The organism is Roseateles sp. So40a (assembly GCF_048081605.1).
In the GTDB taxonomy this organism is placed as follows: domain Bacteria; phylum Pseudomonadota; class Gammaproteobacteria; order Burkholderiales; family Burkholderiaceae_C; genus Roseateles.
Window position 1 is genome coordinate 730,288 of record NZ_CP182288.1, and the last position, 19,541, is coordinate 749,828.

Genomic DNA, 19,541 nt, shown 5'->3' on the forward strand with positions numbered 1-19,541 from the left:
TTTCGCCGCCGAAAGGTCAGGGGCTTGAACTCGCCCGGGCGATCATGCCGATGCGCGCGTGCACGAGATCGGCGAGCACGCGCAGCCGTCTCTCGTCGAAGTTGCCGCTCAGCGCGTAGGCCAGCTTGCCGTCGATCCAGAACAGGCTGCGGGTCGTCTGGCCCGCCTCGACGCGCTGCATCAGACGGAAGGCGACCGGCGCCTCGGGCGAGCTCGCGCCCGTGCTCACATACAGCGTGAAGCGCTCACCGGTGTCGTTCTCGTACATGAATTGCGCGCGGGCCAGCCCGCCGGCCATGGCCGGGTCATCGCTCGCGGGCAGCAATCTCCCGCCGACCAGCTTCCAGCCGTAGTCGCGCAGCACCGGCGCATACAGCGGCTGACCCAGCCGCTTGCTCAGCCACTGGATCAGATGATCCGCCTGGTCTGCGCCGACCTCGACGGGATGGCGTTTCTCGGGCTGGTAGACCGCATGCGCGATCGCGGCGTCGCGGACGTATTCGGGAATCGACGGGTCGCGGCCGGCGGCGCGCGCGGCGGCCAGCGCGGCCACCTTGGCGGCCGCTTCCTGCTTGCCAGACCACCACGTGTGGCCGCCCCAGCCGCCCAGCCCACCGATGCCCAACCCCACGGCCAGCAGCAGCGCGGCCGCCCAGGCCGTGGGCCAGCGGGGGGCATTGGCAGCGGGCGGTCCATCGGATCGAAGCGCAGCGGACAGGCGCTCGGGCACGGGTTCATCGAGCCAGTCGCGGTGCAGCGCCTGCAGCGATGCGCGCTGTTCGCGCCACGCGAGCACCTGCTGGGCCTCGCGCGGGTGGCTCAACAGCCAGTCGGCGACGGCGGCGGCTTGTTCGGGGAGGAGTTGCCCGTCCACGTAGGCGTGGAGCGTGGCGGTGTCGACATCGAGGGGAGCTTGCGTCATGGTGCGGCGCTCATTTCACCACCCGCAGCGCGGCGCGGCCGGGCGCGCTGGCGGCAGAGATGCCGGAACTCGTGCCGGAACTCGTGCCGGAGCCCGTGTCGGCCATCGCCGCGCGCAGCCGCTCGCGGGCGCGCGACAGGCGCGACATCACGGTGCCGACGGGCACGTCCAGCACGTGGGCGGCGTCCTGGTAGCTGAGCTCCTCGACGCAGATCAGCAGCAGGATCTCGCGCGCGGAGGCGGGCAGCGCGGCCAGCGCGCGCTCGAGGTCCAGCCGCAGGGCCACCTGTTGCTGGGGTTCCTGGATCAGCGGCTGCGGCGTGTCGTCGTCGTCGAGCGAGTCGTGCAGAGCCTCGCGCGCGTCGCGGCGCTGGTTCAGATAGAGCCGATGCATCAGCGTCAGCAGCCAGTTGCGCATCGCGTCCTGGCGCGTGGGGCCGGGCTCGGCGTGGAACAGCGCGCCCTTGCGGGCCGCGCGTTCGAGCGTGTCTTGGAGCAGGTCGTCCGCCCGTGCCGAGTCGCCGCACAGCAACCGCGCGTGGCGGCGCAGGCGCGGCAGCAGCGGCAAGACTTCGTCGAGGACGAGGGACATGGGCGGATCGGACCTGGGGCCGGTGGTTACGGCTTTGCGGTATGCCAGACCTGATTGATGCCATCGCCGCTGCGCTCGCCGGGCTTGGCGTCCTTGGCCCAGAAGTACAGCGGCTTGCCCTTGTAGGCCCACTGCTTGGAGCCGTCATCGCGGGTGATGACGGACCAGTCGCCGGAAGTCTTGTCCTCGGCGCGGGCCATCAGCGGCGGCCAGTTGGTGGCGCAGGGGCCGTTGCACACGCTCTTGCCGCTGCCGGCGGCGTCCTTGTCGAAGGTGTACAGCGTCATGTCGTTGGCGCCGACCAGGGCGCCGTCCTTGGCCATCGCCGGGGCGGTCTGGGCGCCGGCGAGTCCGGCGGCGGCCATCAGCGCCAGGGCGGCGGCGAACTTGAAGGTCTTCGTCATGCGAGGTCTCCTGAGGGTTGCAGGGTGGGGGTACAGAGCATGAACACCGGGGAACGACGGCTTATTCCATCCGAATTCAACCGGATCTTGAACAAGCGATGTCCACCTTGCGAGGGATCGCCACGGAAGGGGCGGCGGAACTAGGATCCGCCGGTCCCCGGGTGGGGGCCATGTTCACACGACAGAGAGAGGGATGCCATGACGTTCGAGGAATCGATTCAGACCTGCTTCCGCAAGTACGCGGATTTCACGGGGACAGCGAGCCGGTCGGAATACTGGTGGTTCTTCCTGGCGCTGGTGCTGGGGTCGGCGATTTTGGGAGTGATCTCGGACTCGGCGAGCCTGATCTTCTGCCTGGCGACGCTGGTGCCGTCGGTGTCGGCGGCAGCGCGGCGCCTGCATGACATCGACCGCAGCGGCTGGTGGCAGCTGATCATCCTCGTCCCCGTCGTCGGCCTCTTCGTGCTGCTGTACTGGCTGGTCCAGCCCACGGCGCCGAATCGGTATGAGGCGGAGAACAAGGGCGTGGCGACGGTGTGATGTCTACCCGTTGACGCGGAACAGGTATTGCCAACGCAACGGCGCGCGGACAGTCAACCCGTTGGCATCGAGCAGATCGGGAATCAATCGGCTCAGCCGCATGTCCAGATTTGCGAGGTCCGCGGCTTCGATGGCGAGACCGGGTACATCTTGTGAGACGGCGACCCAGACGCCTGCGCGTTCGTCTCGATCGATCGTGATGCGGAAAGGGTGGTGCATGAGGCGGCTCCATCAACTGGAAACGCAGCATCCTAGGCAGTCATGTCCCGGGCGTCTGTGGCACAGATTGGTGTCGAAGCGCTTTCAACGCTAGCCTTCGGCAGTCCATCGAAGGTAGCGTCGGGCTACCGACACGAAGCCCTGCCAGGAGACCCCCAGCATGACCGAACGCGCCCAGGCGCTGGCCGCCCAGTTGATCCGCAACTTCCATGACGCCGAGCTGACCTCGTTCAAGCGTGAGCCGCTGTATGAGGCCCGTTCCGTGCGGCTCGCGCGAGGCACCGCCGCGCAGAAACTCGGCGCGTCCTACGACATCGTCGAGCCCGGCAAGACCACTTGCCCCTACCACCTGCATTACGCGCAGGAGGAGATGTTCATCGTCCTCGAGGGCCATGGCACCTTGCGGGTCGCGGGCGAGATGTTGCCGATCAAGGCCGGCGACGTGATCTTCATCCCGGCGGGACCGGAGTACCCGCACCACATCATCAACACCTCGGATGCGCCGATCAAATACCTGTCCATCAGCACGATGGAACAGCCGGAGATCTGCGTCTATCCCGACTCCAACAAGTTCATGGCCGAGCATGGCCCCGACAAGTCCACGCGCCCCTTCGAGGCCATCCGCAAGGTCGGCGAGGGCGATCTGGACTATTGGCAGGATGAACCCTGAAGGGACGCTGATCTGGCGCTGACCGGGGCCTGCTCAGACCCTGATCAATACGTCCGCGACCCCTTGAACTGCGCGTGCTGACGCCGCTGCAGCGTGGTCTGGCGGCTCATCGCGTCGAAGGACACGCGGGCATGCGCGTCCATGATCGCGATCCCCAGCGCGTCGGCCGCGTCCTTGCCGGGTTCGCCCGGCAGGTTCAGCAGCCGCGCCACCATCGCCTGCACCTGCGCCTTGGCCGCGCCGCCGTGCCCGGTGATGGCCTTCTTCATCTGCACCGCCGTGTACTCCGACACGTGCAGGTCGCAGGACACCAGCGCCGTCAGCGCCGCGCCCCGCGCCTGCCCGAGCAACAGCGTCGACTGCGGGTTCACGTTCACGAAGATGATCTCGACCGCCGCGCAGGTCGGCTGATAGCGCGACACCACCTCGCGGATCCCGGTGTAGAGGATCTTCAAGCGCCCCGGCAGGTCGCCCGTCGGCAGCGCGTTCGTCTTGATCGTGCCGCTGGCCACGTAGGCCAGCCGCGGTCCGTCGGCGTCGATCACGCCGAAACCGGTCGTCTGCAGGCCGGGGTCGATGCCGAGGATGCGCATGGCGGATCTCCTCAGGTCGCGGCGCGGAAATACCACCGCACCGAATGGAAGAACACCGGGGCCGCGAAACACATCACCGCGATGCGGTCCAGCAACCCCACCGCGCCGGTGATCGCGCTGCGATTGCCCCACGCGTTGATGCCGGCGTCGCGCTTGAGCGCCTGCATCACGAAGGCACCGAAGCTGCCGCAGCCCGCCGCGACGAACGCGGCGATCGCCGCCTGTCCGGCCTTGAACGGCGTGATCCAGTACAGCAGCGCGCCCGCGAAGGCCGCCGCGAACGCGCCGATCCACCACGCCTTCATCGTGAAGGACCGGCTGACCCGGCGCGCCACCGGCTTGGCGCGGAAACGGCTTGTGGCGATCGCCTGCGCGATCTGCCCGCAGGCCAGCACCGCCACCAGGAAGAACAGCAGGAAGGCGCCGCGCCCCTGGTACTTCGGAATGTCCAGCAGCAGCAGCGCCGGCGCGTGCGACAGCCCGTACACGCAGACCATGATGCCCCACTGGATCTTGGCGTTGCGCTCCAGGAAACGCCCCGGATCGTCGGCCAGCGCGCTGGCCACCGGGATCGCCAGGAAACCGTAGACCGGGATCAGCACCGAGAACAGGTCGAAGTGCCGCGTGCCCACCAGCACGTACTGCAGCGGCAGGATCACGAAGAACGAGATGATCAGCCCGCGATGGTCCGCGCGGCGCGTGTGCAGCAGCGTGATGAACTCGCGGAAAGCCAGGAACGAGAACACCGCGAACAGCAGCGTCGCGCCCACCGGCCCGGACACCCACGCCGCCCAGAACAGGCAGGCGCCCACCCACACCATGTTGAGCTCATGCCGGAACCGGGCCCAGCGCGCCTGCCAGGCTTCCTGCTCCTCCTCGGGCCGCTCTCGCAGCGACCACAGCACCGAGCCGATGCTCACCAGCAGCAGCGCGCCGAAGAGCACGACGAACAGGAACGCGACCTGCTCGCCGCTGTTCAGGGACTTGAGCCACCTCATTGGCCGCTCCCGCCCGGACGCAGCGCGACGACCGCCGCGCGGGCGCGCTCCAGGAACGCGCGCTTGTCCTCACCGGGCTCGATGCGGATCGGCGCGCCGAAGGTCACCGTGCACAGGATGGGCACCGGCACGACCTCGCCCTTGGGCATCACCCGCTGCACGTTGTCGATCCACGTGGGGATCAGCTGCACGTCGGGGAACTGCTCGGACAGGTGGTACAGGCCGGCCTTGAACGGCTGCGGCGTGCCCTTGTTGGAGCGCGTGCCCTCCGGGAAGATGACCAGCGAGTCGCCGTTCTGCAGCGTCTCCACCAGCGGCTCCAGCGGATCCTCGTCCGGCGTGGCGCGGGTGCGGCTCACGTAGACGGCGTTGAACACCGCCGTCGTGATCCAGGTCTTGAGCTTGGTGCTCGTCCAGTAATCGCGCGCGGCGATGGGGCGGGTACGGGCGCGCAACTCGCCGGGCAGCGACGCCCAGATCAGCACCCAATCGAAGTGGCTCTGATGGTTGGCGAAGTAGATGCGCTGTTCCGACGTGGGCGGGCAGCCTTTCCAATGTCCCTGGGCGCCCGTGATCAGGCGCGCCAGCGAGGACAGGAACAGGCCGGTGATTTCGGCAAGGACCATGGGCGCGATTATCCCCGGCGGATCAGCTCGGCCGCCTTCTCCGCGATCGCCACCACCGGCGCGTTCGTGTTGCCGCTCACGACGCTCGGCATGATCGACGCGTCCACCACCCGCAGCCCCTCGATGCCATGCACGCGCAACCGGTCGTCGACGACCGCCAGCACGTCGCTTCCCATGCGGCAACTGCCCACCGGGTGATAGACGGTGTCCACGCGCGAGCGCAGCAGCGATTCGATCCCCGCATCGTCGTCATCGGCCACGGCGGCGCTCCACAGCTCGCGCCGCCACATCGCGCGCATCGCCGGCGCGCGCATCAGGTCGCGCGTCAGCTTGTAGCCCTCGATGAGCTCGCGCACGTCCTCCGGATCCTGGAGGAAGGCGGGATCGATGCGCGGCGCGGCCAGCGGATCGGCGCTGGCCAGCGTCAACGCGCCGCGGCTGCGCGGACGCAGCAGGCAGACGTGGCAAGACATGCCGTGTCCCAGATGCAGCTTGCGGGCATGGTCCTCGACCAGCGCCACCACCAGGTGCAGCTGCACGTTGGGCGCCGGCAGCCCCGGCCGCGTCGACAGGAAACCGCCACATTCGGCGAAGTTGCTGGTGACGAGGCCGCGACGCTCGCGGCGATACCGGCGCGCCTGGTCGACGAAGCGCAGCGCGCCGCGCAAGGACAGGCCGGCGAGGTCCACGCGATCGGACGCGTAGCCGAAGACGAAGTCCGGATGGTCGTGCAGGTTGCGGCCCACGCCCGGCAGGTGATGCACCACCGGCAGCCCCAGCGCCTGCAGCGCGGCCCCGTCGCCGATGCCCGAGTTCATCAGCAACTGCGGCGACTGCAAGGCACCGGCGCAGACGAGCACCTCGCGCGCGGCGCGCAGCGTGCGCCGCGTGCCGCCTTGCAGCACCTCGACACCGACGGCTCGCCGTCCTTCCAGCACCAGCTTCAGCGCGCGGGCGCCGGTCTCCACGCGCAGGTTGGGCCGCTGGCCGAGGATCTGATGCAGGTAGCCCCGCGCGACGCTCCAGCGCTCGCCCTCGTGCTGCGTGACCTGATAGACGCCGATCCCATCCATGTCCTCGGCGTTGAAGTCCTCGCGCACCGCGTGGCCCCGCTGGCGCGCGGCCTCTCGCCACGCGCCGTGCAGCGGCGAGTCGGTGCGCAGATCGCTGACGCGCAGCGGGCCGTCCTGGCCGTGCCACGGCGCGCCGAAGCGCGCGTTGCGTTCCGACTTCAGGAAGAAGGGCAGCAGATCGTCGTAGGACCATCCCGCGTTGCCGGCGGCGGCCCAGGCGTCGTAGTCGCTGCGATGTCCGCGGGTGTAGACCATCGCGTTGATCGCCGAGGACCCGCCCAGCGCCTTGCCGCGCGGCTGATAACCGCGCCGGCCGTTGAGCCCCGCTTGCGGCTCGGTCTGGAAACCCCAGTTGTTGATCGGGGCGGCGACCTGCAGCACGCCGGCAAAGGGCGTGCGCGTGATGAAGCCGTCGCCGCGCCCGCCGGCCTCCAGCAGCAGCACACGGCAGTCCGGGTCCTCGCTGAGCCGGTGCGCGAGCACCGCGCCCGCGGACCCGCCGCCGACGATCACGAAGTCGGCGTCCATCGCATCCGCCGCGCTCATGCGATCTTCTTGAGCAGGCCCAGCAACCGGTCGAAGGTCTTGCCGTAGGGCGGGTAGAACAGCTTCGTGCCCGCGAAGCGCGCCTGCAGGAACACCGGCTTGAGCTTGCTGAAGGTGTTGAAGCCCCACACCCCGTGGTACGCGCCCATGCCACTGGCGCCGATGCCACCGAAGGGCTGCTCCTCCTGGCCGAGGTGCCAGACGCAGTCGTTGACCGTCACGCCGCCGGCGATCGTGCGCGCGAGCACGTCGTCGCGCGCGGCGCGGTCCTCGCCGAACCAGTACAGCGCCAGCGGGCGATCGCCGGCGTTGACCTGCGCGATGGCTTCGGACGGATGGTCGTAGGCCACGATGGGGAGCAGCGGTCCGAAGATCTCCTCGCGCATCACGGCCATCTCGGCGGTGGTGTCGAGCAGCAGCGTCGGCACGAGGCGCCGATCGCCGGGCAACTCGTCATGCGTGGGCCGCAGCGTCGCGCCGCGGGCTTGCGCATCGTCCAGCAGACCGCGCAGCCGCGCGTGGTGGCGCGGGCTGACGATGGCCGTGTAGTCGGGATTGCCGGCTATGCGCGGATAGAAGCGCCGCACGGCGTCGGTGATCGCGTCGGCCAGCGGCGCGACGAGCTCGCGCGGCGCCAGCACGTAGTCCGGCGCGACGCAGGTCTGTCCGGCGTTGAGCAGCTTGCCGAAGGCGATGCGCTCGGCCGTGCGCGCGAGATCGGCGCTGCGATCGACGATCGCGGGCGACTTGCCGCCCAGCTCCAGCGTCACCGGCGTCAGGTGTTGCGCGGCGGCCTGCGCCACGAGGCGGCCCACCGGCGTGGAGCCGGTGAAGAACAGGTGGTCGAAGGGGAGTTGCGTGAAAGCCTTGCCGACCTCCGCGTCACCGGTGACCACGGTCATCTCGTCGGGCGCGAAGTGCTGCGCCACGATCCGCGCCATCAGCTCGGAGGTCGCCGGGGTGAGCTCCGAGGGCTTGATCATCACGCGGTTGCCCGCGGCCAGCGCGGCCAGCGCCGGCGCCATCGCCAGGTAGTACGGATAGTTCCACGGCGCGACGATGCCCACCACGCCCAGCGGTTGCGGCATCAGCCGGTTGGACGCGGGCAGGAAGTGCAGCGCGGTCGGTGCGCGCTTGACGGCCATCCAGCGCTTGAGGTGCCGGATCGCGTGGCGGGCGCCGGACTGCACGGTGAAGAGATCGGCCAGCAGGCTCTCGTGCCGCGAGCGGTGGCCGAAGTCCCGCGCCATCGCGTCGGCGAGCGCGTCGGCGTTCTCCGCCGTCATGCGCTGCAGCCGCGCCAGGCGATCGCGACGCTGCGCCAGCGTGGGCAGCCGATCGCGGTCGAAGGCCGCGCGTTGCTGCTCCAGCAGCAGGTGCAGGCGCTCGTGCAGGGCTTGGTCCATGGGGTGTCTCCGCCGGATGTTCTTGTGGGTCCGAAGGCTATGCGCATTCGCGGCGCGGGCCAAGCGAAGCGACCCTGGACTAGAGAGGGCTGACTAGGACGGACCAAGGAAAAAGCCCGGACCAGGCCGGGCCAACGAAAAAGCCCGGCCGGGGCCGGGCTTTCGGAGCAGGACGCCGAGGCGCCCCGCATCGATCAGCAAGGATCGATCAGAAGCGGTAGCCGACGCTCAGCGTCACGCCGGTGGCCTTGGTCGAGTCCTTGTCGTAGTACGACATGTAGTCCAGCGCGCCGTACACCTGCTTGTTGAAGTTGTACTTGGCGCCCAGGCCCCACGAGAAGCTGCTGTCGCTGCTCGAGGCGGAGATGTTGCCGGCCGAGGCCTTGATCTTCGAGTCGGCGTAGCCCAGGCGGCCGAAGATCTCGACTTCCGGGGTCACGTTGTACTTCGGCACGACGTAGAAGCCGTACGTGCGGCTGACCTTGACCTTGACGCCTTGCACGGTGTCGTCAGACACGCCACCGGCGAACAGGCCTTCGATGGCGACGTTGGGGTGCAGGTCCCAACCGACGATGCCGCGGATCAGGCCGGGCTTGGCCGTCACGTTGACGGACTCGTCCTTGATCTTGGCGAAGGTGTAGCCGACTTCACCGTAGATGGCGTTCGTGGCTTGCGATTGGGCTTGCGCGGCGCCAGCGGCCAGCAGGGCGGCGGCGGCGATCAGGGTGATCTTCTTCATTGGAATACTTCTCTCGATGTAAACGCACCTCAGCGGTGCGGGGGCGAAAGGTACCAATGCCCCGACCGAGGGCCCCATGAAGAACGTCACGGTCTTGTAAATAAATGCGTAGTTCGTTGTCACATGACGACGACTTCACGCGATCTCAACGGCGACCCTTCCCCCATCGGTGGGGGAAGAAAAAGCCGTGGTCGACCCCAAGGCCGCCACGGCTTCAACGATCGATCAAGGACCGATCAACGGTCGAACCACGAGGGTCAATGACGGAAGTGGCGCACGCCCGTCATCACCATCGCGATGCCGCGTTCATTGGCCGCGGCGATGACCTCGTCGTCGCGCATCGAGCCGCCCGGCTGGATCACGCAGGACGCGCCCGCGTCGGCCAGCACGTCCAGGCCGTCGCGGAACGGGAAGAACGCGTCGCTCGCCACCGCGGAGCCGGTCAGCGTGAGACCGGCGTTCTCCGCCTTGATGGAGGCGATGCGGGCCGAGTCGATGCGGCTCATCTGGCCCGCGCCGACGCCCAGCGTCATGCCGCCGCCGCAGAACACGATGGCGTTGCTCTTGACGTACTGCGCGACGGTCCACGCGAACATCAGGTCGTCGAGCTGTTGCGCGGTGGGCTGCAGCGTGGTGACGACCTTCAGGTCGGCCTTCGTCAGGAAGTGGTTGTCGGCGGTCTGCACCAGCAGGCCCGAGCCCACGCGCTTGACGTCCTGCGCGTTGCGGCCCTGGTCCCACGGCCGCGCGCCGCCCGGCGGCAGCGCGATCTCGAGCAGGCGCACATTGACCTTGCCCTTGAAGATCTCGCGCGCCTCGGCGCTGAACGACGGCGCCATCAGCACCTCGACGAACTGCTTGGACACCAGCTCCGCCGCGGCGCGGTCGACCTCGCGATTGAACGCGATGATGCCGCCGAAGGCGCTGGTCGGGTCGGTCTTGAAGGCCTTGGCATAGGCCTCGGCCGGCGTCGCGGCGACGGCCACGCCGCACGGATTGGCGTGCTTGATGATCACGCAGGCCGGCGTGTCGAAGCTCTTCACGCATTCCCACGCGGCATCCGCGTCGGCGATGTTGTTGTAGCTGAGCTCCTTGCCCTGCAGCTGCTTGCCGGTGACCAGCGAGCCGGGCGCCGGATGCAGGTCGCGGTAGAGCGCGGCGGTCTGGTGCGAGTTCTCGCCGTAGCGCAGGTCCTGCACCTTCACGAAGCTGCTGTTCATCTGCGCGGGGTACTCGGCCAGCGTGCCGTCGTCCAGGCGCGCGCTCAGGTAGTTGCTGATCGCGGCGTCGTACTGCGCGATGCGATTGAACGCGGCCACCGACGCGGCGAAGCGCGTCTTGTCGCTGGTCTTGCCGTGGGCCTTGAGTTCCTCCAGCACCTGCGCGTACTGCGACGCGTCGGTCAGCACCGTCACGTCCTTCCAGTTCTTGGCCGCGCTGCGGACCATGGCCGGGCCGCCGATGTCGATGTTCTCGATCGCGTCCTCCAGCGTGCAGCCGGGCTTGGCGACGGTGGCCTCGAACGGATAGAGGTTCACGGCCAGGATGTCGATCGTGTCGATGCCGTGCTGCTGGATCGCGCTGACGTGCTCGGGCAGGTCGCGGCGCGCGAGCAGGCCGCCGTGGATCTTCGGATGCAGCGTCTTGACGCGGCCGTCCAGCATCTCGGGGAAGCCGGTGTGCTGCGCGACCTCGGTGACGGGCAGGCCCGCGTCGGCCAGCAGCTTGGCGGTGCCGCCGGTGGACAGCAGCTTCACGCCCTGCGCGTGCAGGGCCTGGGCGAATTCGACGATGCCGGTCTTGTCGGAGACCGAGATCAGGGCGGTGAGTTGTGCCATGGGGAGCTCTCTAAGGGGGATTCGTGTCGGCGCGCGCTCAGATCAGCTTGTGCTCGACCAGCTTGCGGCGCAGCGTGTTGCGGTTGATGCCCAGCCACTCGGCGGCCTTGCTCTGGTTGCCGTCGCTGTGCTGCATCACGACCTCCAGCAGCGGCTTCTCCACGAGCCGGATCAGCATCTCGTGCATCGAGTGCGGCACCTCGCCGCCGAGGTCGCGGAAATAGACCTCCAGGTTCTCGCGGATGCAGGAGTCGATCGGTTTTGGCGTCATGCCGTGAGCCTTCTTTCTTGGTCTTGGTGTTGTTCGTCGTTGGAGGCCTCGTTCGCCGCGTCCTCGAGCGTCGCGCTCGCGGCCAGGTAGGGCAGGCGCTCATGCTCGTCGGCGAGCGCGTCGAGCCAGCCGCCCAGCGCGTCGACCTGCGCCTCGCAGCTCTCCAGCGTGTTCATGCGGCGCCGGAAGTCCTCGCCGCCGGGCAGGGCGCGCACGGCCCAGCCGATGTGCTTGCGCGCGCTGCGCATGCCGGTCAGCTCGCCGTACAGCGCGTAGTGGTCATGCAGGTGCTCGACCAGCCAGCGCTTGGCATCGGCGATGCGCGGCGCGGGCAGTTCCTCGCCGGTGGCCAGGAAGTGCGCGATCTCCGCGAAGATCCACGGCCGCCCCTGCGCCGCGCGGCCGATCATGATCGCGTCGGCGCCGGTGAGCGCGAGCACCTCGCGTGCCTTCTGAGGCGTGTCGATGTCGCCGTTGGCGACCACGGGGATGCGCAGCGCGGCCTTGACCGCGGCGATCGTGTCGTACTCGGCGTGGCCGGTGTAGCCCTGCTCGCGGGTGCGTCCGTGCACGGTGACCATTGCGATGCCGGCGGACTCCGCCGCGCGCGCCAGCGCCACCGCGTTCTTCTCGGCCTGGCACCAGCCGGTGCGCATCTTCAGCGTGACGGGCACGCCGCGCGGCGCGCACGCGGCCACGACGGCCTCGACGATCTCCAGCGCCAGCGCCTCGTCCTGCATCAGCGCCGAACCGGCCCACTTGTTGCAGACCTTCTTGGCGGGGCAGCCCATGTTGATGTCGATGATCTGCGCGCCGCGGTCGATGTTGTAGGCGGCGGCTTCGGCCATCATCGCGGCGTCGGTGCCGGCGATCTGCACCGAGATCGGCGCCGACTCGCCCTCATGGTTCGCGCGGCGCGAGGTCTTCAGGCTGTTCCACAGGTCCTTGCGCGAGGTGACCATCTCGCTCACCGCGTAACCGGCGCCGAGCTTCTTGCACAGCACACGGAAGGGCCGGTCGGTCACACCCGCCATGGGGGCAACGAACAGGCGGTTCGGCAGGACGTGGGAACCCAGCATCAGCGTGCCGGGCGGCGGGGTGGTCATCGGGAGCGGGGCTGCACAAAAAAGAGGCAGAAGTATACCGCTGCACGGTCACCCCCTTGCGTCCCCCTCGTGTCCCCCGTCAGAGCGAGGGTTGCTTGCGCCAGAGTACGAATCCCTGTTCGACGAAGCGGTTCATCACCCGCTCCTGCGACAGCTTGTGGACCGCGCGCGCGATGCGTCCGCGCAGCTCGGGCGTGTTGCAGCGCGAGCGGTGCGAGAGCGTCAGGTAGAGGCCTTCGCGCGCGATCGCCGGCAGCAGCGGCTGGATCGCCGGACCGCCGTTGCGCGTGGCGTAGGCCTCGGCCGGCGTGTCCTCGTAGATCATGTAATCGGCCCGGCCGCGCTGCAGCATCACGATCGCCTGCTCGATGCTGGCGACCTGGCTGATCTTGAGCGACTGGCGTGCGTAGTTGTCGAACTCCACGCCGAAGCTGTTGTTGATCACCGTGACGCCCTGCCGCGGCGCGAGGTCGCTCCAGCGCTTGTAGGGCACCGGCGAGGCCGAGCGCGTCCAGATGACGCTGCGCGTCTCGCGGAACGCGGGATGGAAGTAGTCCATGTACTCGGTGCGCGGCAGCGTGAAGAACGCGCCGGCGATCAGGTCGACGCGCCCGGCGCGCATCTCCTCCTGTACCCGGCCCCAGGGGCCGACATACCGCGTCTCGACGGGGATGCCGATCTCCGCGGCCAGCCACTGCATCAGGTCGGCATTGGCGCCGATCAGCTTCTGCTCATCCGTGGGATCGCGCCAGAGGTAGGGCGGGTACTGCGGATTGCCCGAGGCCACCAGCGCGGGGCAGCCGGCGATGGGGTGCAGAGGCGTGGCGGGCGTGCTGTTCGGAGGCGTCGCGGGCGGCGACCCGGGCGCCGCGCTTGCCTGACCCGGGGTCGTGGCCGGGGCTTGCGCCTGGCCGATCGCGGCGCACGCCAGACCGGTCAGCACGAGGGTGAAGGCGGCGAGGCGGCGCAAGGACATGGTCTCCGGATAATTGCACGCATGGAAGCTTGGCTGCAACAGATGATTCACCTGATGCTGGAGACCCTGTCTCTCCCGCAGGTGGGCTTGGGCGCGGTGTTCGTCATCGCGCTGGTCTCGGCGACGCTGCTGCCGATGGGGTCGGAGCCGGTGGTGCTGCTGCTCGTGCACGCCAAGCCGGAGCTGTTCTGGCCCGCGATCCTCGTGGCCACCGCCGGCAACACGATCGGTGGGGCGATCACGTGGTGGATGGGTTACGGCGCGGAGCGCGCCTACGAGGCCGCGGTGCACCACACGCCGCGCGACCAGCGCGTGCTGGGCTGGTTGCGGCGCTTCGGCGCGAAGACCTGCCTGTTGAGCTGGCTGCCCATCGTCGGCGATCCGCTGTGCGCGCTGGCCGGCTGGCTGCGCCTGCCGTTCTGGCCCTGCGTGGCCTACATGGCCGTCGGCAAGTTCGCGCGCTATCTGCTGATGACCTCCATCGGGGTGGCAGTGCTGGATTGAGCCCCCCGCGAGGGGAAGGCCACGAGCCCCCCCGCGAGGCAGGGCTTCCGGACGATCCCGGTCGAGCTTGCACAATGCGGGGCTACCGACAGGAGACCCGCCCGCCATGAGCACTTCCCGCACCCCGGCGTACGACGCCTTGTGCCAGCGCCACCAGCGCATCCATCGCCTGAACCACCTGCAATCGATCGCCTCGTGGGACCAGTCCGCCTTCATGCCCGCGCGCGGCGCGCAGGCGCGCGCCGAGGCGCTCGCCGAGATGGGCGGTCTGCTGCATCAGCTGGCCACCGACAGCGCCTTGCGCCAGTTGCTGGACGACGCCGCGCAGGAGCCGCTGGACGACTTCCAGCGCGCCTCGCTGCGCGAGATGCGCCGCGTGTGGCGCTCGGCCAACGCGCTGCCGCAGCGGCTGGTCGAGGCGAAGTCGCTGGCCAACTCGCATTGCGAGCACGAGTGGCGCCGCCAGCGTCCGGCCAATGACTGGGCCGGCTACGTCGAGAACCTCCGCCCCGTCGTCCGCTACGCCCGCGAGGAGGCCCAGTACCTGGCCGACGACGCCGGGCTGAGCCGCTATGACGCCTTGCTCGACCAGTACGAGCCGGGCATGCGCTCGGCCGATGTGGACCGCGTCTTCGGCGAGCTGCGCCAATGGCTGCCGGGCCTGATCCGTCAGGTGATGGACCGCCAGTCCGGCGACCGCGTCATCCATCCGCAGGGCCCGTTCCCCGCGGCCGCGCAGCGCGCGCTGGGCCTGGATGCGATGAAGCTGCTGGGCTTCGACTTCGAGGCCGGCCGCCTGGACGAAAGCGCCCATCCGTTCTGCGGCGGCGTGCCCGAGGACGTGCGCATGACCACGCGTTATCGCGACGACAGCTTCCTGCAGAGCCTCACCGGCACGATCCACGAGACCGGCCACGGCCGCTACGAGCAGAACCTGCCGCGCGAGTGGCTGGGCCTGCCGGTGGCGGGCGCGCGCTCGATGGGCCTGCACGAGAGCCAGAGCCTGTCCTTCGAGATGCAGCTCGCGTCGCATCCGGGTTTCGCTGGCTTGCTGCAGCCGCTGGTGGAGCGCCACCTGGGCCGCCAGCCCGGTTTCGCCGCGGACAACCTGAACAAGCTGATGACGCGCGTCGCGCCGGGCTACATCCGGGTCGACGCGGACGAGGTCACCTATCCCGCGCACGTGATCCTGCGCTACGAGATCGAGCGTCCGCTGATCGAGGGCGAGATCGAGGTCGAGGACATCCCCGCGCTGTGGGACGCCAAGATGCAGGAGCTGCTGGGCCTGGACACGCGCGGCAACTACAAGGACGGCTGCATGCAGGACGTCCATTGGGGTTGCGGGCTGTACGGCTATTTCCCGTGCTATACGCTGGGCGCGATGTACGCGGCGCAGTGGTTCGCGACGATGCGACGCGAGCGTCCGACGCTGGACGAGGAGATCGTGCGCGGCGAGCTGTCGCCGGTCTTCGACTGGCTCAAGGACAAGGTGTGGTCGCAGGGCAGCCGCTGGGAAACGCCTGAGCTGGTGAGCCGCGCCAGCGGCGAGCCGCTGAACCCGGCGCACTTCCGCCGTCATCTGGAAGCGCGCTACCTGGGCTGACGACCGGGGCTGACCCGCCAACGCGCGCCAATGAGAAAGGGCACCCCGAGGGGTGCCCTTTGCTCTCAGCGACGCGGTCTCTACCCCACCTCGCTCCCAACGAGTCTTCGTGGACTCGCTGTTCTTCTTGATCAGGCCTTGCGGCGGCGCAGCGCGATGCCCATGGCGCCCAGGGCGGCCAGGATCAGCGCGATGCTCTGCGGTTCCGGCACGCCGTTGGCGTTGCCGCCGGCGTTCTGCGTGGTCACGCTGATGTTGTCCAGCGAGGTGCCGTAGCCGTCGCTGCGGCCGATGGCGCCGAAACGCAGCGTCATCGGGCTGCCGGTGCCGATGAAGGTCGTCGTGAACGTGGCCCACGAGGTCGTGGTGTTCTGGCCGACGGTGCCGCTCAGGTCGCCAATGCTCCAGTTCAGGCCGTTGCTGTTGGCGCCCTGGTTGTCGGGACGGTTGGCGTAGGAGAAGCTCAGCGTGTAGGTGTAGCCGGCGACGGTGGCCAGCGACTGGCTGATCCAGCTGTTGGTCGTGGTGTCGAGCTCGGCGAAATTGACGCCGCTGGCGGCGGTGCCGGCAACGTTGTTGCGGATCTCCAGGCCTTGCGGGCCGACGGTCCAGCCGGTGGCCGCGTCGACGATGGTCCAGGTGCCGCTGTTGACGGTGGTCGACTCGAAGCTGCCGTTGGTGACCAGGTTCACAGGCGTGGCCATCGCGAACAGCGGGGCGGCGAGGAGGGCAGTGGTGATCAGGCGCTTCATGACGACGGGACTCGGGAGTTCGACAAGGTCGGCGCAAGTTGTTGCGCTTGTGTCGAATTGTTCGAGACCGGCCGCGCGGTGCCATCCCCCTGTGCGCTGGGGATGGGCTGGCGATTCGTGAGCTTTCGCACGCCCCGCGCAGGGGCGCAGGGTCAGGTTGTGCGCTTGGCGCGCTTCGGTGCGGCCTTCGGCTTGGCGACGGCCTTCTTAGCGGCGGGCTGTCTCGCGATCGCTGCCTTCTTGGCAGCGGGCGTCTTTGCGGCAGGCTTCTTGGCTGACTTCTCGGCGGGCGCCGTCTTCTCGGCGGGCGCCGTCTTCGCGGCGCGCAGCATCGCGAGCTCGGCGCTGAGCGCCTCGACCTGCGCCTTCAGTCGCGCGAGCTCCGCCGCCGCCGGCATGCCCATGCGCGCGAGCGCGCGCGCCACGCGGTCCTCGAAGATCGATTCGAGCTTGTCCCAATGCTGACCCGCGCGCGCACCGGCGTCGTCGGCGATCTTGCCCAGCACGACCTCGCCCTGGTCCTGCGCCTTGGCGAAGGCCGCCAGGCCCGCGGACCAGATCTGCTGCGCCGAGGCCTTGACCTGTTCAGCGAACGGCGTGTCAGCGGCGCCGGCCGGGGCTGGCGCTGGTGCAGAGGCGGCGTTCTTGCGGCGGCCTTTGCCCGGGGAGGGCGCAGCCGTCTTCTGTTGCTTCTTGACCATGGTCGTTCCTTGTCGTCGCGTGGGCGGCGGACTGCGCGTCCGCTGCTTTCCGAGAACCGGACTATAGGCGGCGTGCCGGGCGTCACGCTGACAGCGTCCTGACCGGATCTCCCCCATCGGGGCGATCGAGGCCGGGCCCAGAATACCGGGCGAACGATCTGGCTCCTTCCTGTCCTTGTCGATGCCCACCTCCAAGCCAACGCCCCCCGATTTCGCCGACACCGTGCCCGAAGCGCCGCCATCGAGTGGCGCTGATCGCGGCGCTGATCGTGTCGCAGAGGGCGGCGCGGACCGCGGCATGACCTGGCGCGCCAGCGCGACGATCGGCTGCCCGCGTTGCCGCCGGCCGATGCGGCAGGTCGCGCTGCCGGGGCACCACGCACCGGCGACGGTCGACATCGACCATTGCGGTCCCTGCGGCCTGGTCTGGTTCGATGCGCGCGAGTCGGTGCACCTGGCGCCACGCGCGTGGATCGAGTTGCTGCGCGACCTGCATCACCTGCGGCACCAGCAGGGGAGCGACCTCGCGCATGTCGACGCGCGCGCCTGCCCGATCTGCCGGCAGGCGCTCAAGGAGGTCCGCAACCAGACGCGCTACGGCCGCTTCCCGGCGCTCGAATGCGGCCGCTGCGGCGGTCATCTGCACAGCCAGGCCGGCATGTTCGCCGAGCGCGGCCTGGTGCGGCCGCTGCTGCCCGCGGAACGCTACGCGCTGATGGCGGAGAAACGCACGCTGCTGTGCCTGAACTGCGGCGCGCCGGCCGACGGCAAGAGCGAGGACTGCGCCTGGTGTCGCAGCCCGCTGCTGATGATCGACATGCCGCGTCTGGCCAGTTCGCTGCGCAAGCGCTCGGCGTCGGAGCCGCTGATGATGCCCAATGGCGGCAAGCCGCTGGGGTGGTCGTGCCATGGCTGCGGCGCGCCGATGGATCCGACCCGCGAGACGCGCTGCGCGCAGTGTCATCACGCGGTGGTGGCGCCGTCACTGGAGGAGCTGGACGCGCTGCTCGACGCGGTCGATCACGACTGGCACGCCGACGCCGCCCAGCAGGAGCAGGAGCGCCGCGAGCGCCTGGCGACGTACGTGACGCCCCGCGATGCGGCCGGCGGCAAGCACGGGCTGTTCTGGAAAGGGCCGCTGGAGCGGCGCTACGACCGCGAGAACGAGCGGCGCGAGGGCGGGCGCCGGACGGACGACGTGACCTGGGACAGCGACGACCTGCCGCCGACCCTCATCGAGATCGCGTTGCGGCTGGCCGCGAAGCTGCTGCGCTGAGCGCGTGATCGGGTGATCGCGCGCTCGCGGGGTCACAGCTCCAGGATATTGATCGCCTTCGCGCACGCCGCGGGGGTGCCGCCGCCGCGCACGACGAAGGGCAGTTCGCCCCAGGGGCCCGAGTCGCGCGGGCAGCCGTTGCGCAGCGTGCCGCCGGGGCACGCGCAGCCCTTGGTCTTGACCAGCTTGTCCAGCGTCTGCGTCTGCTGCGCGTTGAGCTTGGGCAGGTGCGGCGCGAAGACCAGCTGCAGCGCGGTCGTCGGCGCGGGGGCATCCGCCGCGGGCACCGGGCCCAGCAGCGTCGCGGTCGCCTGGGTTTCCTTGAGCGCCGCCGCGGGTTTCATCGCCTTGGCGCGGCGCAGGTAGTTCAGCGCCACCTCCATCGCCGCGTAGCCCCGCGCGGACGAGGCGGTGAACGGCTTGCGGAAGGCCGCGCCATAGGTGTTGGCGACCTGGTCCCAGCGGCCGCGGTCCATCGTCAGCACCGGGCAGAGCACGGCATCGACGCGCTCGGACAGGGCGGCGTCGAAGTCCATCCAGCACGAGGTGCGGGCGCTGATGCGCAGGCCGGTCTGGCGGCGCAGGTCGGCGGCGATCTTCTCGCCGGCATTGAGCTCGATGCGGCCCATCTGCAGTTGCAGGTCCTGCGCCTTCACGCGCTCGGCGTTGCTGGAGATGAACGGGATGCCCGCGGCGCGCAGCGCGTCGGCGCCGGCGTTGATCTCGCACCAGTTGCCCAGCACGACGTCGACCTTGGCCTTGATGAACTCCTGCGAGATCGCATCGGCCTTGCGGGCGTCGCAGCCGCTGTCCTTGATCACGAGCTTGGGCGCGGCGTCGCCGGGCCAGGTCTTGAGCGCGAGCGTCATGCCCAGTTGCAGCTCCTTGGCCTGGTCGGCGCTGGGGTAGCTCTCCGGCAGGATCACGCCGATGGTGGCGGCGCGCGCCGTGGCGGCCAGGCACAGGAGCGCCACCGGCAGGACGGCGGTGAGGACCTTGCGGATGTTCATGACATTCCCTCGCTGGCCGTGGTCGGCCGTTGTTGACGCGTGATGCGTGACGGTGCGTGACGCGCGGGCCGCGTCGTGGCAGCCCGAGGTGCGAGGTATCGCCTGCGTGACAGGCGGCGCGAACTGAGGTTTTCCCGAGACCTCGTGGAAACGAGACCGCCCCGGCGGGGCGGGGC

General features: G+C 69.4%; 22 protein-coding genes. 5 read left to right on the top strand and 17 right to left on the bottom strand.

The annotated features are described in order from the left end of the window. Positions 1 to 16 precede the first annotated feature (16 nt). The 3 genes from ACNI65_RS03345 to ACNI65_RS03355 are packed head-to-tail and all read right to left on the bottom strand — an operon-like array spanning position 17 to position 1,918. Positions 17 to 922: an anti-sigma factor family protein gene (locus tag ACNI65_RS03345; protein ID WP_416761175.1), complete on the bottom strand. Its 906-nt coding sequence runs from the start codon at positions 920 to 922 to the stop codon at positions 17 to 19. 10 nt (positions 923 to 932) lie between these two features. Further along, positions 933 to 1,514: a sigma-70 family RNA polymerase sigma factor gene (locus tag ACNI65_RS03350; protein WP_416761176.1), complete on the bottom strand. Its 582-nt coding sequence runs from the start codon at positions 1,512 to 1,514 to the stop codon at positions 933 to 935. Between the two features lie 26 nt (positions 1,515 to 1,540). After that, positions 1,541 to 1,918, bottom strand: coding sequence for a hypothetical protein (locus ACNI65_RS03355; protein ID WP_416761177.1), 378 nt, complete (start codon positions 1,916 to 1,918; stop codon positions 1,541 to 1,543). 198 nt (positions 1,919 to 2,116) lie between these two features. Between ACNI65_RS03355 and ACNI65_RS03360 the strand changes: the two genes are divergently transcribed. Next, positions 2,117 to 2,458 carry a DUF805 domain-containing protein gene (locus tag ACNI65_RS03360; protein ID WP_416761178.1) on the top strand — a complete coding sequence of 114 codons (342 nt, stop codon included), beginning with the start codon at positions 2,117 to 2,119 and terminating at the stop codon, positions 2,456 to 2,458. A 3-nt stretch (positions 2,459 to 2,461) separates the two neighbouring features. Here ACNI65_RS03360 and ACNI65_RS03365 read toward each other — a convergent pair whose 3' ends face one another. Further along, positions 2,462 to 2,677, bottom strand: a complete 216-nt coding sequence (locus tag ACNI65_RS03365; protein ID WP_416761179.1) for a DUF1902 domain-containing protein — start codon at positions 2,675 to 2,677, stop codon at positions 2,462 to 2,464. 160 nt (positions 2,678 to 2,837) lie between these two features. Between ACNI65_RS03365 and ACNI65_RS03370 the strand changes: the two genes are divergently transcribed. Next, complete coding sequence (locus ACNI65_RS03370; protein WP_416761181.1) at positions 2,838 to 3,347, top strand: cupin domain-containing protein; 510 nt, start codon at positions 2,838 to 2,840, stop codon at positions 3,345 to 3,347. A 44-nt stretch (positions 3,348 to 3,391) separates the two neighbouring features. On the opposite strand, the gene ruvC is transcribed toward ACNI65_RS03370, so the two are convergent. From ruvC to ACNI65_RS03420, 10 genes are all read right to left on the bottom strand, one after another. After that, the gene (gene ruvC / locus ACNI65_RS03375; RefSeq protein ID WP_416761182.1) at positions 3,392 to 3,940 is read right to left on the bottom strand and encodes a crossover junction endodeoxyribonuclease RuvC; all 549 of its coding nucleotides are present in this window, start codon (positions 3,938 to 3,940) and stop codon (positions 3,392 to 3,394) included. An 11-nt stretch (positions 3,941 to 3,951) separates the two neighbouring features. Next, a complete protein-coding gene (locus tag ACNI65_RS03380; protein ID WP_416761184.1) occupies positions 3,952 to 4,938 on the bottom strand; it encodes a phosphatidate cytidylyltransferase in 987 nt (328 codons plus the stop codon). Next, positions 4,935 to 5,564: a lysophospholipid acyltransferase family protein gene (locus ACNI65_RS03385; protein WP_416761186.1), complete on the bottom strand. Its 630-nt coding sequence runs from the start codon at positions 5,562 to 5,564 to the stop codon at positions 4,935 to 4,937. Before ACNI65_RS03385 ends, ACNI65_RS03380 begins: the two co-directional genes overlap by 4 nt. A gap of 8 nt (positions 5,565 to 5,572) precedes the next feature. Then, a complete protein-coding gene (locus ACNI65_RS03390; RefSeq protein WP_416761187.1) occupies positions 5,573 to 7,183 on the bottom strand; it encodes a GMC family oxidoreductase in 1,611 nt (536 codons plus the stop codon). Continuing rightward, positions 7,180 to 8,589 (bottom strand): coniferyl aldehyde dehydrogenase, encoded by a 1,410-nt coding sequence (locus ACNI65_RS03395; RefSeq protein WP_416761188.1) that lies wholly within the window; start codon positions 8,587 to 8,589, stop codon positions 7,180 to 7,182. The genes ACNI65_RS03390 and ACNI65_RS03395 overlap by 4 nt, the downstream gene beginning before the upstream one ends. A gap of 208 nt (positions 8,590 to 8,797) precedes the next feature. Continuing rightward, positions 8,798 to 9,328, bottom strand: a complete 531-nt coding sequence (locus ACNI65_RS03400; protein WP_416761189.1) for a porin family protein — start codon at positions 9,326 to 9,328, stop codon at positions 8,798 to 8,800. Between the two features lie 257 nt (positions 9,329 to 9,585). Beyond that, entirely contained in the window at positions 9,586 to 11,166 is a 1,581-nt protein-coding gene (purH, locus tag ACNI65_RS03405; RefSeq protein ID WP_416761190.1) for a bifunctional phosphoribosylaminoimidazolecarboxamide formyltransferase/IMP cyclohydrolase, read from the bottom strand. Between the two features lie 37 nt (positions 11,167 to 11,203). Then, entirely contained in the window at positions 11,204 to 11,437 is a 234-nt protein-coding gene (locus ACNI65_RS03410; RefSeq protein WP_088406111.1) for a helix-turn-helix domain-containing protein, read from the bottom strand. Further along, entirely contained in the window at positions 11,434 to 12,543 is a 1,110-nt protein-coding gene (gene dusB, locus ACNI65_RS03415; RefSeq protein WP_416761191.1) for a tRNA dihydrouridine synthase DusB, read from the bottom strand. Before dusB ends, ACNI65_RS03410 begins: the two co-directional genes overlap by 4 nt. Positions 12,544 to 12,622: 79 nt before the next feature. After that, positions 12,623 to 13,519 (bottom strand): substrate-binding periplasmic protein, encoded by an 897-nt coding sequence (locus ACNI65_RS03420; protein WP_416761192.1) that lies wholly within the window; start codon positions 13,517 to 13,519, stop codon positions 12,623 to 12,625. Between the two features lie 21 nt (positions 13,520 to 13,540). Here ACNI65_RS03420 and ACNI65_RS03425 point away from each other — a divergent pair, with 21 nt between their 5' ends. Together ACNI65_RS03425 and ACNI65_RS03430 are read left to right on the top strand one after the other, a co-directional pair. Then, positions 13,541 to 14,023 carry a YqaA family protein gene (locus ACNI65_RS03425; protein ID WP_416761193.1) on the top strand — a complete coding sequence of 161 codons (483 nt, stop codon included), beginning with the start codon at positions 13,541 to 13,543 and terminating at the stop codon, positions 14,021 to 14,023. Between the two features lie 106 nt (positions 14,024 to 14,129). Then, positions 14,130 to 15,626 (top strand): carboxypeptidase M32, encoded by a 1,497-nt coding sequence (locus ACNI65_RS03430; RefSeq protein WP_416761195.1) that lies wholly within the window; start codon positions 14,130 to 14,132, stop codon positions 15,624 to 15,626. Positions 15,627 to 15,757: 131 nt separating this feature from the next. Here the strand turns inward: ACNI65_RS03430 and ACNI65_RS03435 are convergent, their stop codons facing one another. Next, positions 15,758 to 16,378 carry a PEP-CTERM sorting domain-containing protein gene (locus tag ACNI65_RS03435; RefSeq protein WP_416761196.1) on the bottom strand — a complete coding sequence of 207 codons (621 nt, stop codon included), beginning with the start codon at positions 16,376 to 16,378 and terminating at the stop codon, positions 15,758 to 15,760. Positions 16,379 to 16,530: 152 nt separating this feature from the next. Further along, on the bottom strand, positions 16,531 to 17,079 hold the full coding sequence (locus tag ACNI65_RS03440; RefSeq protein WP_416761197.1) for a phasin family protein: 549 nt from the start codon (positions 17,077 to 17,079) through the stop codon (positions 16,531 to 16,533). A 181-nt stretch (positions 17,080 to 17,260) separates the two neighbouring features. On the opposite strand from ACNI65_RS03440, the gene ACNI65_RS03445 reads away from it, so the two are divergent. Continuing rightward, positions 17,261 to 18,355, top strand: a complete 1,095-nt coding sequence (locus tag ACNI65_RS03445) for a hypothetical protein (RefSeq protein WP_416761198.1) — start codon at positions 17,261 to 17,263, stop codon at positions 18,353 to 18,355. A 32-nt stretch (positions 18,356 to 18,387) separates the two neighbouring features. Here the strand turns inward: ACNI65_RS03445 and ACNI65_RS03450 are convergent, their stop codons facing one another. Next, a complete protein-coding gene (locus ACNI65_RS03450) occupies positions 18,388 to 19,365 on the bottom strand; it encodes a hypothetical protein (protein ID WP_416761200.1) in 978 nt (325 codons plus the stop codon). Between the last annotated feature and the right edge of the window lie 176 nt (positions 19,366 to 19,541).